Annotated in this window: 18 protein-coding genes; 10 read left to right on the top strand and 8 right to left on the bottom strand. The window is 72.2% G+C overall.

The annotated features are described in order from the left end of the window. Nucleotides 1-21: 21 nt before the first annotated feature. Nucleotides 22-411 (bottom strand): VOC family protein, encoded by a 390-nt coding sequence (locus ABT048_RS17080; protein WP_350522182.1) that lies wholly within the window; start codon nucleotides 409-411, stop codon nucleotides 22-24. Between the two features lie 297 nt (nucleotides 412-708). Here ABT048_RS17080 and ABT048_RS17085 point away from each other — a divergent pair, with 297 nt between their 5' ends. After that, nucleotides 709-1,188 carry a DUF6542 domain-containing protein gene (locus tag ABT048_RS17085; RefSeq protein WP_350522183.1) on the top strand — a complete coding sequence of 160 codons (480 nt, stop codon included), beginning with the start codon at nucleotides 709-711 and terminating at the stop codon, nucleotides 1,186-1,188. 107 nt (nucleotides 1,189-1,295) lie between these two features. On the opposite strand, the gene ppgK is transcribed toward ABT048_RS17085, so the two are convergent. Next, a complete protein-coding gene (gene ppgK, locus ABT048_RS17090) occupies nucleotides 1,296-2,042 on the bottom strand; it encodes a polyphosphate--glucose phosphotransferase (RefSeq protein ID WP_350522184.1) in 747 nt (248 codons plus the stop codon). A 189-nt stretch (nucleotides 2,043-2,231) separates the two neighbouring features. Further along, nucleotides 2,232-3,206 carry a 4-hydroxy-3-methylbut-2-enyl diphosphate reductase gene (locus ABT048_RS17095; protein WP_350522185.1) on the bottom strand — a complete coding sequence of 325 codons (975 nt, stop codon included), beginning with the start codon at nucleotides 3,204-3,206 and terminating at the stop codon, nucleotides 2,232-2,234. A gap of 109 nt (nucleotides 3,207-3,315) precedes the next feature. Between ABT048_RS17095 and ABT048_RS17100 the strand changes: the two genes are divergently transcribed. The 4 genes from ABT048_RS17100 (at nucleotide 3,316) to ABT048_RS17115 (ending at nucleotide 6,937) form a co-directional block, all read left to right on the top strand. After that, nucleotides 3,316-4,671: an APC family permease gene (locus ABT048_RS17100; protein ID WP_350522186.1), complete on the top strand. Its 1,356-nt coding sequence runs from the start codon at nucleotides 3,316-3,318 to the stop codon at nucleotides 4,669-4,671. Nucleotides 4,672-4,680: 9 nt separating this feature from the next. Then, nucleotides 4,681-5,895 carry an exodeoxyribonuclease VII large subunit gene (gene xseA, locus ABT048_RS17105; protein WP_350522187.1) on the top strand — a complete coding sequence of 405 codons (1,215 nt, stop codon included), beginning with the start codon at nucleotides 4,681-4,683 and terminating at the stop codon, nucleotides 5,893-5,895. Between the two features lie 32 nt (nucleotides 5,896-5,927). Beyond that, entirely contained in the window at nucleotides 5,928-6,188 is a 261-nt protein-coding gene (locus ABT048_RS17110) for an exodeoxyribonuclease VII small subunit (RefSeq protein WP_350522188.1), read from the top strand. Nucleotides 6,189-6,334: 146 nt separating this feature from the next. Continuing rightward, complete coding sequence (locus ABT048_RS17115; RefSeq protein WP_350522189.1) at nucleotides 6,335-6,937, top strand: malonic semialdehyde reductase; 603 nt, start codon at nucleotides 6,335-6,337, stop codon at nucleotides 6,935-6,937. Between the two features lie 73 nt (nucleotides 6,938-7,010). Here the strand turns inward: ABT048_RS17115 and ABT048_RS17120 are convergent, their stop codons facing one another. After that, complete coding sequence (locus ABT048_RS17120; RefSeq protein WP_350522190.1) at nucleotides 7,011-7,547, bottom strand: DUF4245 domain-containing protein; 537 nt, start codon at nucleotides 7,545-7,547, stop codon at nucleotides 7,011-7,013. 215 nt (nucleotides 7,548-7,762) lie between these two features. Between ABT048_RS17120 and glpX the strand changes: the two genes are divergently transcribed. Beyond that, on the top strand, nucleotides 7,763-8,803 hold the full coding sequence (gene glpX / locus ABT048_RS17125) for a class II fructose-bisphosphatase (RefSeq protein ID WP_224283188.1): 1,041 nt from the start codon (nucleotides 7,763-7,765) through the stop codon (nucleotides 8,801-8,803). Nucleotides 8,804-8,936: 133 nt separating this feature from the next. Here glpX and ABT048_RS17130 read toward each other — a convergent pair whose 3' ends face one another. Continuing rightward, nucleotides 8,937-9,368, bottom strand: a complete 432-nt coding sequence (locus ABT048_RS17130; RefSeq protein ID WP_350522191.1) for a WhiB family transcriptional regulator — start codon at nucleotides 9,366-9,368, stop codon at nucleotides 8,937-8,939. Nucleotides 9,369-9,632: 264 nt separating this feature from the next. Further along, the gene (locus tag ABT048_RS17135; RefSeq protein WP_502894025.1) at nucleotides 9,633-10,337 is read right to left on the bottom strand and encodes a DUF1707 SHOCT-like domain-containing protein; all 705 of its coding nucleotides are present in this window, start codon (nucleotides 10,335-10,337) and stop codon (nucleotides 9,633-9,635) included. 204 nt (nucleotides 10,338-10,541) lie between these two features. Between ABT048_RS17135 and ABT048_RS17140 the strand changes: the two genes are divergently transcribed. The 3 genes from ABT048_RS17140 to ABT048_RS17150 all read left to right on the top strand — a co-directional run bounded on the left by ABT048_RS17140 (nucleotide 10,542) and on the right by ABT048_RS17150 (nucleotide 12,881). Next, complete coding sequence (locus tag ABT048_RS17140; RefSeq protein WP_350522193.1) at nucleotides 10,542-12,209, top strand: fumarate hydratase; 1,668 nt, start codon at nucleotides 10,542-10,544, stop codon at nucleotides 12,207-12,209. Nucleotides 12,210-12,351: 142 nt separating this feature from the next. After that, the gene (locus tag ABT048_RS17145) at nucleotides 12,352-12,624 is read left to right on the top strand and encodes a type II toxin-antitoxin system Phd/YefM family antitoxin (RefSeq protein ID WP_350522194.1); all 273 of its coding nucleotides are present in this window, start codon (nucleotides 12,352-12,354) and stop codon (nucleotides 12,622-12,624) included. Next, nucleotides 12,621-12,881 (top strand): Txe/YoeB family addiction module toxin, encoded by a 261-nt coding sequence (locus ABT048_RS17150; protein ID WP_350522195.1) that lies wholly within the window; start codon nucleotides 12,621-12,623, stop codon nucleotides 12,879-12,881. Before ABT048_RS17145 ends, ABT048_RS17150 begins: the two co-directional genes overlap by 4 nt. Nucleotides 12,882-12,902: 21 nt before the next feature. Here ABT048_RS17150 and ABT048_RS17155 read toward each other — a convergent pair whose 3' ends face one another. Next, a complete protein-coding gene (locus ABT048_RS17155; protein ID WP_350522196.1) occupies nucleotides 12,903-13,661 on the bottom strand; it encodes a GntR family transcriptional regulator in 759 nt (252 codons plus the stop codon). Between the two features lie 136 nt (nucleotides 13,662-13,797). On the opposite strand from ABT048_RS17155, the gene ABT048_RS17160 reads away from it, so the two are divergent. Then, nucleotides 13,798-14,001, top strand: a complete 204-nt coding sequence (locus ABT048_RS17160) for a hypothetical protein (RefSeq protein ID WP_350522197.1) — start codon at nucleotides 13,798-13,800, stop codon at nucleotides 13,999-14,001. A 251-nt stretch (nucleotides 14,002-14,252) separates the two neighbouring features. Here the strand turns inward: ABT048_RS17160 and ABT048_RS17165 are convergent, their stop codons facing one another. Next, nucleotides 14,253-14,537 carry a hypothetical protein gene (locus ABT048_RS17165; RefSeq protein WP_350522198.1) on the bottom strand — a complete coding sequence of 95 codons (285 nt, stop codon included), beginning with the start codon at nucleotides 14,535-14,537 and terminating at the stop codon, nucleotides 14,253-14,255. Nucleotides 14,538-14,741 lie beyond the last annotated feature (204 nt).

The following is a 14,741-nucleotide window of genomic DNA, read 5'->3' on the forward strand; positions in this document are numbered from 1 at the left end:
ACGGGCAGCGCCCGCGCTGCCTCACGCCTCGGTCGACGCCGCCCGGGGCTCCAGGAACTCCAGCCGGTTGCCCAGCGTGTCGGCGCTGTGGAAGCGCCGGCGGCCGGGCAGGTTGTCGTCCCAGAGCACCTCGTGGCCGTGCGCGGCGAGGCGCTCGGCCAGTGCGTCCAGCGAGTTCACCAGGATCCCGGGGTGCCCCTTGCGGGACGGGCGGAAGTCCGGGGTCACTCCCAGGTGCACCTCGACGCCACCGCCGCGGAACCAGCAGCCGCCGCGGGCGGCGAGCACCGGCGGCTTCTCCAGCTCGGTCATGCCGAGCACGCCGGACCAGAACGCCCGGCACTCGTCCTCGGCGCCGGCCGGGATGTCGAGCTGGACGTGGTCGAGCCGTTCGAACGTGAAACCGGTCATGTGAACCCCCGTGGGACGATCCGATGATCATGATGTGTCGGCTCGGCCGGGCAGGTCAGCCGCCCGATCGACGATCACATGACTAAGCCATCCGGAGACACGGGGCAAGACCTGAACGGTCCATTACACAGTGTGGCGATGATCGGACCGTACGTTGGGCGGGTGGAGCAGCGCATCCGAACCCAGCCGCCAGGGCCCAGACGCCGTCCGCCGAACGGCGCGGCCGCAGCCTCCGTCCCCGGTCCAGGCCGGGCTCCCGAGACGGCCGGGTCCGCCCCCGCCTCCCGACTACGGCCGGTGACCGGCCCCTCCGGACCAGCCCGCCCGGCCGGCCCGCGGCTGCGGCTGCCGCTGCGCGGGCGCGGCGACGAGCAGCCGTACGGGCGGCGCCGGACCGGTCGGCCGACCCGGCTGACGGCCATCGGAGCCGGCGTGGTCGCCGTCCTGGCCACGCTCGCGGTGGCGGGCCTGGACCGGCTGCTCTTCGGCGACCTCGGCTGGCTGTTCGGCCTCGGCTACCTGGTGGTCTGCTTCCAGCTGGCCGTCCGGGTCCGCTACGTCGACCTGCTGGCCGCGCCGATCAGCGGGCCGATCGCCTTCGCCGCGGCCCTGCTGCTGCTCGCACCGGTCGGCTCCTCGGGCGTCACCGCCCAGGTGGTCTCGCTCGCGACCGGGCTGGCCCTGCGGGCCGGCTGGCTGTTCTCCGGCACCGGGCTCGCCGCGCTGATCGTGCTCGCGCGCTTCGTCGCCCAGCGCCGGTTCCACCGCTCCCGCTGAACCCGCTCCCGCCGGCCCCGGGGCGGGAGCGGTCGATCCGGCGCTCGCGTTGAACCGGCCACAGCGGACCGGCCACAGCGGACCCGCCTGACCACCCGGCGCGGGCCTCAGCCCGCCGCGCGGGCCGCCGCCATCGCGGCCCCGACGATGCCCGCGTCGTTGCGCAGCTCCGCGGGCACCACCCCCGCCTCGCGCTCCTTCAGCAGCGGCAGGAACTTCTCGTGCTTGCGGCTCACCCCGCCGCCGATCACGATCAGCTGCGGCGAGAACAGCATCTCCACCAGGTCCAGGTACTCGTCGACCCGCCCGGCCCACTGCGCCCAGTTCAGCCCGTGCCGCTCCTTGGCGGCCGAGGAGGCCCGCCGCTCGGCGTCCTTGCCGCGCAGTTCGAGGTGGCCCAGCTCGGTGTTGGGCACCAGCGCGCCGTCCACGAAGAGCGCGCTGCCGATGCCGGTGCCGAAGGTGAGCACCATGACGACGCCGGAGCGCCCGCGGCCCGCGCCGTGCGTGGTCTCGGCGAGGCCGGCCGCGTCGGCGTCGTTGAGGACGGTCGCCGGCAGGTCCAGCGCCTCGCGGAACAGGCCCTCGGCGTCCACGCCGATCCAGCCCTTGTCCACGTTGGCCGCCGTCCTGGTCCGGCCGTCGACCACCACGCCGGGGAAGGTCAGCCCGACCGGGCCCCGGTGGTCGAAGTGGCGGACCACCTCGCACACGGCGGCGACCACGGCTTCGGGGGCGGACGGCTGCGGGGTGAGCACCTTGTACCGCTCCTCGGCGAGCGCGCCCCGGGCGAGGTCGACCGGTGCGCCCTTGATGCCCGAGCCGCCGATGTCCACGCCGAATACCGCCGTCATCACGTCCACCCTCCGCTGTCGCCGCGGACCCGCTTGTCCACAGCCTGTGAACAAAGCTACGAGAGCACGCACGGGCCCGCACCGCAAAGAGCGGCGCAGGCCGGCACCGCGGAGAGCAGGACGCAGCAGGCAGGCCGCACAGCAAAGGACCCGGCACCCCGCGAGGGGGTGCCGGGTCCTCCGGAAGCGTCAGAGCTTGCCGGCCGCCTCGGCGCGCAGGTCGCGGCGCAGCTCCTTGGGCAGCGAGAAGGTCAGGTGCTCCTCGGCGGTCTTGACGGTCTCGACCGTGTCGTAACCGCGCGCGGCCAGGAATTCGAGCACGCCCTCGACCAGGATCTCCGGGACGGAGGCGCCGCTGGTCAGGCCGACGGTGCCGACGCCCTCCAGCCACTCCTCGCGGATCTCCTCGGCGAAGTCCACCAGGTGGGCGGCCTTGGCGCCGTACTCCAGGCCGACCTCGACCAGGCGGACCGAGTTGGAGGAGTTCTTGGAGCCGACCACGATCAGCAGGTCGGTCTCGGGGGCCATCTGCTTGACCGCGACCTGGCGGTTCTGGGTCGCGTAGCAGATGTCGTCGCTGGGCGGGCTGACCAGCGCCGGGAAGCGCTTCTTCAGCTCGCCGACGGTGGCCATGGTCTCGTCCACCGACAGGGTGGTCTGGGACAGCCAGACGACCCGGGACTCGTCCCGGACCTGCACGTTGGCGACGTCCTCGGCACCGTCCACCAGGTGGATCCGGTCCGGGGCCTCGCCCATGGTGCCGATGACCTCCTCGTGGCCCTCGTGGCCCACCAGCAGGATGTCGAAGCCCTCGTCGGCGAAGCGCACGGCCTCCTTGTGCACCTTGGTGACCAGGGGGCAGGTGGCGTCGATGGTGGCGAGCCTGCCGGCCCGCGCCTCGTCGTGGACGGACGGCGCGACGCCGTGCGCGGAGAAGACCACGATCGAGCCCTCGGGCACCTCCTCCGTCTCGTCGACGAAGATCGCGCCCTTCTTCTCCAGGGTCTGCACCACGTACTTGTTGTGGACGATCTGCTTGCGGACGTAGATGGGCGCCCCGTACTGCTCCAGGGCCTTCTCCACGGCGATCACGGCGCGGTCGACGCCCGCGCAGTAGCCCCGGGGGGCGGCGAGCAGGACACGGCGCGGCGCGGTGTTGGACATGGCTCCATCGTACGGGCGGCAGCGGGCGGCGCCGCCCGGGGCGGGCAGCCGCGCCGACAACGGGCATTTTCCGTACAGACCCGATCACAAGTGCTCAAATGTGGTGTCTATGAGCTCTGCGAGCGAGCAGGCGACGCCGAGCGGCCTGCGCCGCAGCCTGGGCGTCCGCGATCTGATGGTCTACGGGCTGCTGTTCATCGCCCCGATGGCCCCGGTCGGCGTGTTCGGCGTGCTGGACGCCAAGAGCCACGGGGCCGTCGCCACGGTGTACCTGGTCGCCACGGTGGCGATGGGATTCACCGCCTTCTCGTACGCCCAGATGGTGCGCGCGGTGCCGCAGACCGGGTCGGTGTTCGCCTACGCCCGGGCCGGGCTGGGCGAGGGGCCGGGGTTCATCGCCGGGTGGATGGCGATGCTCGACTACCTGCTGATCCCAGCGGTGGCCTACCTGTTCTCCGGGATCGCGCTGCACTCGCTGGTGCCGGGCGTCTCGCGCTGGGTGTGGACGGCGATCGCGGTCGTGGTGACCACCGCGCTCAACCTGGTCGGGGTGCGGACGGCGGCGGCGGTCGGCTTCGCGGTGCTCGCGATGGAGATCGCGGTGCTGCTGGTGTTCGTGGTGGCGGCCGTGGTGGCGCTGGCCCAGGACGGCGCCCGGCGGGGCTGGGACACCCCGTTCACCGCCGTCGGCGGCTTCTCGTCGACCGCCGTGGTCGCGGCGGTGTCCGTCGCGGTGCTCTCCTACCTGGGCTTCGACGCGATCGCGACCTTCGTGGAGGAGGCGGTCGGCGCCTCGGAGGCGGTCGCCCGGGCGCTGCTCTGGTGCCTGGCGCTGGCCGGGGTGCTGTTCGTGACGCAGACCTACCTGGCGGCGCTGCTGGAGCCGCTGGGTCCGCGGCAGCTGGCGGCCGATCCGGTGGCGCAGGGCTCGGCCTTCTACGACACGGTGGAGAGCGGCGTCGGGCACTGGCTGCACGTGCTGGTGGCGGCGAGCAAGGCGATCGGCGCGGCCTTCGCGGCCCTGGCCGGGCAGGCCGCGGCCGGGCGGCTGGTCTTCGCGATGGCCCGGGACGGCCGGCTGCCGCGCGTGCTCGGCTCGGTCGACCCGGCCAGTGCGGTGCCGCGCCGGGCGCTGCTCGCCGCCGCGGTGATCACGATGGCGGCGGCGGTCTGGGCGGCGAACCGGGACGACGGCCTGGACCGGCTGACCTCGGTGGTGAACGTGGGCGCGCTGACCGCCTTCGCACTGCTGCAGGCCTCGGTGATCGGCTGGTACACCGTGCAGCACGGCTCGCGGGACCGGCTGCGGCACCTCGTCGTCCCGCTGCTGGGGATCGCCGTGATCGGCGCGGTGGTCTACGAGGCCTCGGCCACCGCCCAGCTGGTCGGGCTGGTCTGGCTGGCCGTCGGCCTGGTGGTGCTCGGAGTGCAGGGTTCGCCGGGCAGTGTCGGCAGGCGCCGCTAGCCTCGTCCCATGGCCAACACCAGCTCCCCCGAAGCCCCGCTCCCGGTCGGCAAGGTCTCCGCGCTGATCGGCGGTTGGATCGACCGGCTCGGCGCGGTGTGGGTGGAGGGGCAGATCACCCAGCTCAGCCGCCGCCCCGGGGCGGGCGTGGTGTTCCTGACCCTGCGGGACCCGCAGGCGGACGTGTCGCTCACGGTGACCTGCTTCCGCTCGGTGTTCGACCAGGTCGCGGACGTCGTGCAGGAGGGCGCGCGGGTCGTCGTGCACGCCAAGCCGGAGTGGTACGCGGCGCGCGGGCAGCTGTCGATGCGCGCCTCGGAGATCCGGCCGGTGGGCCTGGGCGAGCTGCTGGCGCGGCTGGAGCAGCTGAAGCGGCGGCTCGCCGGGGAGGGGCTGTTCGCGGCCGAGCGCAAGCGGCCGCTGCCGTTCCTGCCGCAGTGCGTCGGGCTGGTCACCGGGCGCGGCTCGGCGGCCGAGCGGGACGTGCTGGAGAACGCCCGGCGGCGCTGGCCGGCCGTCCGCTTCGAGGTGCGCAACGTCCCGGTGCAGGGGGTCAGCGCGGTGGAGCGGGTGAGCGCGGCGGTGCGGGAGCTGGACGAGCACCCCGAGGTGGACGTGATCATCGTGGCCCGGGGCGGCGGCAGCGTGGAGGACCTGCTGCCGTTCTCGGACGAGGGCCTGGTGCGGCTGGTCGCGGCCGCCCGTACGCCGGTGGTCAGCGCGATCGGGCACGAGCCCGACCAGCCGCTGCTGGACTTCGTCGCCGACCTGCGCGCCTCCACGCCGACCGATGCCGCCAAACGGGTGGTTCCGGACGTCGGCGAGGAGCTGGCCAAGGTCCGCCAGTTGCGCGACCGCGCCCGCCGGCACGTGCTGGCCCGGGTCGAGCGCGAGCAGCACGGGCTGGACGGGCTGCGCACCCGCCCGTCGCTGGCCGCCCCGCACCGGATGCTGGACGGACGCGGCCAGGAGGTGGAGGGCCTGCTGGAGCGGGCCCGGCGCACCCTGCGGCACCGGCTGGACCACGCGCAGAGCGACCTCGGGCACACCCTGGCCCGGGTGGTCGCACTCTCCCCTGCGGCCACCCTGGAGCGCGGCTACGCGGTGCTCCAGCGGACGGACGGCACGGTGGTGACCGACCCGGCCCAGGTCGCGCCCGGCGAGGGGCTGCACGCCCGGGTCGCGGGTGGCGGCTTCCCGGTCACCGTGGCCGAGGAGGACTAGCGGTGTCCGTCCCACCCCCTACGCTGGCACGCATGGCAGAGCAGCAGGAGCAGCAGGACGCGGCGGCGGCCCCGAACCCGGACGACGCGCTGGGCTACGAGCACGCCCGGGACGCGCTGCTGGACGTGGTCCGGCAGCTGGAGAACGGCGGCACGTCGCTGGAGGAGTCGCTGGCCCTGTGGGAGCGCGGCGAGCAGCTGGCCAAGGTGTGCCAGCGCTGGCTGGACGGCGCCCGGGCCCGGCTGGACGCCGCACTGGCGGCCGAGGACGGCGGGGCCCCGGGCGGCGAGTGAGGCGGCCGGGGGGCGCGACCCGGCGGAGGACGTGAGGTGGATCACATCGACTTGGGGAATCGTTGAAGATTCACCTATGTTGGAGGAAGTGATCGGCCACGGCCGGTCACACCGACGAACCCCCCTCCCGCATGAGGTGCAGAAGCATGACCACCGACGCCCTGGTACTCGACGCCGCCGCTCAGGACCTGCTGTTCCGCGAGGCCCGCACCGCGAACACCTTCACCGACGAGCCGGTCTCCGAGGAGCAGGTCCAGGCCATCTACGACCTGGTCAAGTTCGGCCCGACCGCGTTCAACCAGCAGCCGCTGCGCGTCGTCCTGGTCCGCTCGGCCGAGGGCCGCGAGCGCCTCGTCCAGCACATGGCGGACGGCAACAAGGCCAAGACCGCCGCCGCCCCGCTGGTCGCCGTCCTCGCCGTGGACAACGAGTTCCACGAGGAGCTGCCGACCCAGCTGCCGCACTTCCCGCAGGCCAAGGACATGTTCTTCTCGGAGCGCAGCGTCCGCGAGCAGTCCGCCACGCTGAACGGCGCCCTGCAGGCCGCCTACTTCATCATCGGCGTGCGCGCCGCCGGCCTGGCCGCGGGCCCGATGACCGGCTTCGACGCCGAGGGCATCAACAAGGAGTTCTTCGGCGACGGCGAGCACTCGGTGCTGGCCGTGGTCAACATCGGCAAGCCGGGCGAGGACGCCTGGTTCCCGCGTTCGCCGCGCCTGGCGTACGACGAGGTCGTCACCACGGTCTGACCGGCCCGCGCGAAAGGGCCCCGCACCGGTTCGTCCGGTGCGGGGCCCTTCGGCGTTCGGGTGCGGGGCGGCGCTACTTGAGCGCCTGCGCCAGCTCGGCCAGCTCCTCGTAGGAGGCGGTGCCGGTGAGCACGGTCGTCCCGGAGCCGGTCTGCGCGGTCAGCGCGCGGGCCTTCTCGCCCTGGACCCGGTCCCAGGTGTGGCCGTCCACGTCGGAGGTGCCGTCCGGCTTGCCGCCGCGGACCTTGTCGGCGAGCAGCGAGTCGCGCGGCGCGTCGCTCTGCTCGACCGCCGCGTACTGGCCGGACGGCGTCACGAAGCCCAGGTGCCAGGCGTTGCCCTTGCCGTTGCTCTGGTCGGCCGAGCGGTAGCTGACCGAGGTGGCCCGCCACTTGTCGGACAGCCCGTCCGGGGAGAGCAGCGGGTACGGCGCGGCACGCTTGGCGGTGGCCGCGGCCACCTTGTACTCGACCACGTGCACCGGATCGCCGTCGGCGTCGTGCGGGAGGAAGAGGTACCCGATCCAGACGACGAAACCGACCGCCACCATCGACAGGACCATGTCCCGTACGGTCTGGCGACCCCTCATGCCCTTGCTCTCTGCAGCCACCCCCACATGGTGACTCATCCACACAACGGCACGGCCACCCGGGGTGCCCACGTACGGGTGAACCGGGACGAAGCGGTGGTTTTCGCCTGAGCATGGCGACCCGCGCCACAGACAGTCATCTCGTGGGCAGATACGATCGCAGAACCCTCACCACGGCGTTCGACCAGGCAGTAGTCGGGCGCTCACTGGCCGTCGCGTACAGAGAGGTAACGACGATGACCACGCAGTACCCGCACCACCTTCCCAGCGCCCTGGAGGTCGCGCCCGAGGCTCCGGACCGGAACCTCGCGCTCGAACTCGTCCGGGTCACCGAGGCGGCCGCGATGGCCGCCGGCCGGTGGGTCGGCCGTGGCGACAAGAACGGCGCGGACGGCGCGGCCGTCAAGGCGATGCGCACCCTCGTCTCGACCGTCTCGATGAACGGCGTCGTCGTCATCGGCGAGGGCGAGAAGGACGAAGCCCCGATGCTCTACAACGGCGAGCGGGTCGGCGACGGCACCGGCGCCGAGTGCGACGTCGCGGTGGACCCGGTGGACGGCACCACCCTCACCGCCAAGGGCATGAACAACGCCGTGGCCGTGCTGGCCGTGGCCGACCGCGGCACCATGTTCGACCCCAGCGCCGTGTTCTACATGGACAAGCTGGTGGCCGGCCCGGAGGCCGCCGAGTTCGTCGACATCACCGCCCCGGCGGCGGTGAACATCCGCCGGGTCGCCAAGGCCAAGGGCAGCGCCGTCGAGGACGTCACCGTCGTCGTGCTCGACCGCCCGCGCCACGACGGCCTGGTCCGGGAGATCCGCGAGGCGGGCGCCCGGATCAAGTTCATCTCCGACGGCGACGTGGCCGGCGCCATCATGGCCGCCCGCGAGGGCACCGGCGTCGACCTGCTGATGGGCGTCGGCGGCACCCCGGAGGGCATCATCGCGGCCTGCGCGATGAAGTGCATGGGCGGCGTGATCCAGGGCCGGCTGTGGCCCAAGGACGACGCCGAGCGGCAGAAGGCCCTGGACGCCGGCCACGACCTGGACCGGGTGCTCACCACCGACGACCTGGTCAGCGGCGAGAACGTGTTCTTCGTCGCCACCGGCATCACCGACGGCGAACTGCTGCGCGGTGTGCACTACCGCTCGGAGACCGCCACCACCAGCTCGCTGGTGATGCGTTCCAAGAGCGGCACCATCCGCGAGATCAACTCCACCCACAAGCTCTCGAAGCTGCGGGCCTACAGCGCGATCGACTTCGACCGCGCCAACTGACGAACCGGAAACGGCGCGTCCTGCGGACAGCAGGCAGCGGCCCCGGCGGAATCCCCCTCCGCCGGGGCCGCGGCACGTCCGGCCCCGGGCCCCCGGCCCCGCGGCGCCCGACTCCCGGGTCTTCGGCCCGCCGTCACCCGGCTATCCGGCGCCCGGCGGCCGCCGTCACCCGGGCCGCCTCGCGCAGCTCGCCGTCCCGGCGCCGCCGCCGGGCCAGCACCACCCGCCGCTCGGCGGCCGTCAGCCCGCCCCAGACGCCGTACGGCTCCGGCTGGGCCAGCGCGTGCTCGCGGCACTCCAGCAGCACCGGACAGCGGGCACAGACCTGCTTGGCCTGCTCCTCGCGGGACAGCCGGGCCGCCGTGGGCTCCTTGGAGGGCGCGAAGAACAGCCCCACCTCGTCCCGCCGGCACGCCGCGCCGGTGTGCCAGGGGTCGTCCTCGCCCGCAGGGGCACCCGTCGGGCCGCCCGGGGGCTGCGGCTGCGGGCGGACGCCGGGCCGGCGCTCCAGCAGCTGCGCGGCGGCGACTGGCGAGGTGGTGCGGGACTCGATCGGATGCAGCACGGCCGTACTCCTGACGAGGCTCTCGGACACGGGGAACCCCGCTCCCCTGCCCGGCTGCGAGCCCCCGCTGTCCAACCCTCCGGAACGGCCGCTCGGCCGCCTCCGGTGCGCAGCCGTACAAGAAGCGATGTGCGGAAGGAACTACCCCGCCCGGCCGCGATTCATGCACACTGCACGCAATCGACTACGGAGTGCACCGGCCACAACGTCAAGCGCCCGACCGGGAGTTGGCTCCCGGTCGGGCGCTGTGCTGGTCAACAGGGGTTACTCGCTGCCGAGTTGGCGGCGAACCCACTCCTTGAGCTTCTTGCCCCGGCGCGGCTTGGCGGTGCAACCGCCGAACATCGCAAGGCCCTTGACCCGGACGACCGGAGCGTACGGGTCCGCGGCGGTCTGCTCGCGGACGTCGAAGCCGCCGAACAGGCCGACCCCGCCGCCCTGCAGGCTGACGTTCTCCGGCACCCGGACCTCGACCCCGCCGAACATCGCCATCACCACGATCTCGACCTCGGGCGACTCGAAGACCGCGTCACTCAGGTCGATCTCCACCCCGCCGAACGCGGCGAAGGCCTTCAGGTGCGAACCCACCCGCCAGCGGCCCTTGCGGGACGCGCCGCCGAAGATCGCCACCACCGCCGGCGACTCCTGCCGCGCGGGCGGCTGGGGCGTCGGGGCCGCCGCACCCAGCGGCTGCTTCTCGAAGGACAGCGGCCGGGCTGGCAGGTCCCGGGTCAGCGGCGCCAGGTCGCCGAAGGTCTTGGCGGCGTACGCGGCCTCGATGCGCTCCGCGTGCTCGTCCGCGTCCAGGCGCCCCTCGGCGTAGGCGTCGCGCAGCAGCTCCGCGATCTTCTCGCGGTCGGCGTCCGAGACGCGCATCTCCGCCTGCGCCGCCGGCGCGTGCGACGGTTGCGGCTTGGCCCCGGGCTTCGCCTCCGGCCTTGGTTCGGGCTTGAGTTCGGACTTGGTCATCGGTACGGGCGCCGGCACCGGCTGCCCCGGATCGTCGTGCGACGGCGAGTTGTCCACGGGGGCCAGCCTAGTCGCTCGCACTACTGCCCGAGTGAGCCCGGTCACGCAAGGCTGACCTGTCCGCAGGACGGCTCCGGCCGGGTCCTACCCTGGATGGTGCTTCGCCGACGCAGCCGGACCACTGGATAGCTAAGGACCGCCCCGATGGCTCCCACGCCAGACTTCGAGTACAGCGACCTGCTCCCCCTGGGCGCTGACCCGACCCCGTACCGCAAGCTCACCTCCGAGGGTGTCTCCACCGTCGAGGCGGGCGGTCGCACCTTCCTCCAGGTCGAGCCCGAGGCCCTGCGGCTGCTGACGGCCGAGGCGATGCACGACATCTCGCACTACCTGCGCCCCGCCCACCTCGCCCAGCTGCGCCGCATCCTGGACGACCCGGAGGCCAGCCCCAACGACCGCTTCGTCGCGCTCGACCTGCTGAAGAACGTCAACATCTCGGCCGGCGGCATCCTCCCGATGTGCCAGGACACCGGCACCGCGATCGTCATGGGCAAGCGCGGCCAGAACGTGCTCACCCAGGGCGGCGACGAGTCCGCCATCGCGCGCGGCGTGTACGACGCGTACACCGAGCTCAACCTGCGCTACTCCCAGATGGCCCCGGTGACCATGTGGGACGAGAAGAACACCGGCAACAACCTGCCGGCCCAGATCGAGCTGTACGCCACCGACGGCGACGCGTACAAGTTCCTCTTCATGGCCAAGGGCGGCGGCTCCGCCAACAAGTCGTACCTGTACCAGGAGACCAAGGCCATCCTGAACGAGGCGAGCATGCTCTCGTTCCTGGAGCAGAAGATCCGCTCGCTCGGCACCGCGGCCTGCCCGCCGTACCACCTGGCCATCGTGATCGGCGGCACCAGCGCCGAGTTCGCGCTGAAGACCGCCAAGTACGCCTCGGCGCACTACCTGGACAACCTGCCGACCTCGGGCAACGCCAAGACCGGCCACGGCTTCCGCGACCTGGAGCTGGAGGCCAAGGTCACCGAGCTGACCCAGAAGATCGGCATCGGCGCCCAGTTCGGCGGCAAGTACTTCTGCCACGACGTGCGCGTGGTGCGCCTGCCGCGCCACGGCGCCTCGCTGCCGGTCGCCATGGCCGTCTCCTGCTCCGCCGACCGCCAGGCACTGGGCAAGATCACCGCCGAGGGCGTCTTCCTGGAGCAGCTGGAGACCGACCCGGCGAAGTACCTGCCGGACACCACCGACGAACACCTCGACGACGACGTGGTGCGCATCGACCTCGACCAGCCGATGTCCGCGATCCGCGCCGAGCTCTCCAAGTACCCGGTGAAGACCCGCCTCTCGCTCACCGGCACCCTGGTCGTCGCCCGCGACATCGCCCACGCCAAGATCAAGGAGCGCCTGGACGCCGGCGAGGGCATGCCCAAGTACCTGCAGGACCACCCGGTCTACTACGCGGGCCCGGCCAAGACCCCCGAGGGCTACGCCTCCGGCTCCTTCGGCCCCACCACGGCCGGCCGGATGGACTCCTACGTCGACCAGTTCCAGGCGGCCGGCGGCTCGATGGTCATGCTCGCCAAGGGCAACCGCAGCAAGCAGGTCACCGACGCCTGCGCCGAGCACGGCGGCTTCTACCTCGGCTCCATCGGCGGCCCGGCGGCCCGCCTCGCCCAGGACTGCATCAAGAAGGTCGAGGTGCTGGAGTACGCCGAGCTCGGCATGGAGGCCGTCTGGCGCATCGAGGTCGAGGACTTCCCGGCGTTCATCGTGGTGGACGACAAGGGCAACGACTTCTTCCGCGAGACCACGGAAGGCCCGCTGATCACCAACCTGCGGGTCCGCTCGAAGGAGTAGCCCGCACGCCCGGGGAATGACCCCGCACGCCCCCAGACCGCCCCGGCCGCCCAGCGACCGGGGCGGTCTTCTCGTGGCACGTGGTACGGAGAACTCGTACCATCGCGGTACGGGGACACGGTACGCAGATGGAGGCACGACGGTGGCGATCAGCGCAAGCGAGGCCCGCACGCAGCTCTTCCCGTTGATCAAGAAGGTCAACGACGACCACGCCCCCGTAAGGATCACCTCGAAGAGCGGGGACGCGGTCCTCATGTCCGCCGAGGACTACGACTCGTGGCAGGAGACGATCCACCTCCTGCGCTCACCTGCCAACGCCCAGCGGCTCATGGAGGCCGTCGCCCGCGATCGGGCCGGTCAGGCCGGCGTCAGCCGGACCATGGAGGAGCTGGAATCCCTGGCGGGAGAGGTGTGAGGAGCGTCCACTTCGACCCGGACGCCTGGGAGGACTTCCTGTTCTGGCTCGCGTCGAACCGGAGGATGGCCCAGCGGATCACCCGCCTCCTCGGCGAGATCCAGCGCGACCCGTTCGGTGGCATCGGGAAGCCCGAACCGCTGAAGGGCGACCTGGCCGGCTACTGGTCCCGCCGGATCGATGACGAGCACCGACTGGTGTACCGGGCCGACGAGAAGGAAGTGAAGGTCCTCAAGGCCCGCTACCACTACCAGTAGCAGCAGCCGGGCGGCAGGCGCTCACGCGTCGAAGTCGTACTCCAGGACGTAGGAGGCGGCGTCCAGGATCATCTCGTTGAGCTCGACCACCTGGCCCTCGTCGGCGAAGGCGGTGCGGCAGATCAGGATCACCGGGGTGCCGGCGGACAGCTCCAGGCGGGTGGACTCCTCCCCGCTGGGCATCCGGGAGCGGACCTCCTCGCGGAAGTGCACGGGCTTGGCGCCGATCTCGGCCAGCCGGGCGTAGGTGCCGCCGGGGCCGGTGTCCTCGCGGGTGATCGCGGTACCGGCGACCAGACCGGCGGGCAGGTAGGAGGTGGAGAGCAGCACCGGCTTGCCGTCCAGCACGAAGCGGCGGTTCCGTACGCACATCGCGGCACCCGGGTCCACGCCGAGCACCCGGGAGACGTGCTCGGGCGCGCCCCGCTCGGTGACGGACACCTGGTCGACCACCAGGCTGCGATTGTCGATGTCGGCCGACCATATCGACCGGCCGGACCCCCACTGCCCCTGCGCCAGCCGCTGGATGCCGCGCCGGCGCAGCGGCCGGAAGTCCCGCACGAACACCCCGGCGCCGCGGCGCGCCTCGGCGATGCCCTCGCTCTGCAGCACGCCCAGTGCCTGGCGGGCGGTCATCCGGGCCACGCCGTACTCGTCCATGAGGTCGTTCTCGCCGGGCAGGCGGTCGCCCGCGCGGTACCGGCCGGTGTCGATGGCCGCCTTCAGCGCGTCGGCGATCCGCTGGTACTTGGGCTGCTTGTCGCCACTGCTGCCGGTCATCGCCGCTCCCTCTGCCTCGGACAAATCGTAGGCGCGCCCGCGGCCGCTAGTAAGCCGATACGACCGTTGACATCTCTAGAGATATTAGCTTCTCTAGAGATGCTGGCCAGTCGCCTACCGAGCGAGGAGCACAGCGGTGAGCATCCGACAGCGCAACGCCCCGGCCTACCGACCGCACGTGGGTGAACTCGTCCTCGACCGGAGGACCGGACGCACCGGCATCTACATGGACACCATCGGCGGCGAGCACTACCTGCGCCCCGAGGGCGGCGGCCTCGAATGGGCCGCCGAACCGCACCACGTCTCGCCCGTTCCCGGGCCCCTCGATTCGGCTGAATGACTTCGCCTCCGGTAATTCCGGCGAAATCCCCGCGAACAGTTACATTCCGGACCCTGCTATCCCACCGGTGAATCCGGAATTCCGGAACGCCCCGCGCACACCGCCGGGCACGTTACGGATGACACCGGTCACCATGCGTGCACCGGGAACGGGAATCGGCCACCGGCGCACCGGCGCACGAACCGGCGTGCACATAACCGACAGTGCCCCCGAGCCCGGACGGGGGCACGGGGGCACTCGGACCGCGCGGGTTACGGGTGACCGGAGATCATGCCCTCCGGCTCGTAGACCTCGCCCGACTTGTCGGTGGCCGGCGTGGTGGGCTCCACCACGTGGTCGGCCTCGTCACCGAAGAAGTCGTTCTCGATCGCGTTCTTCTGCGCGTCCGTCGGCGCGGTGTACTCGGTCGGGTTCGAGGACGCGGCCACCGCGCCCTCGACAGCCTTGCCCGCCTCCACAGCGGCGGCCGGGGCGTCGGTCTTCGTCCCGTTCTCGGGCGTCGACGCCGCCGGGGTCTCGCTCTGGTCGTTGGCCATTGGGCGGCCGCCTTTCGGTCATCAATTGTGTCCAGCCCGACCTCCGTGGCGCGGGCGCCGGGACAGTATCGTAGGGTTGATTAAATGTCCGATAAACATCGTGCGACTTGCGGCGCCGTCCGGCAGAGTCAGGCGCCCGCCTAAGCTGAAGCACCGCGGCGGACCGCCGAGCGCCCTTTCACGGAATCGACACCACAGGCCATC

The organism is Kitasatospora sp. NPDC096140 (genome assembly GCF_040303045.1).
Lineage (GTDB): Bacteria > Actinomycetota > Actinomycetes > Streptomycetales > Streptomycetaceae > Kitasatospora.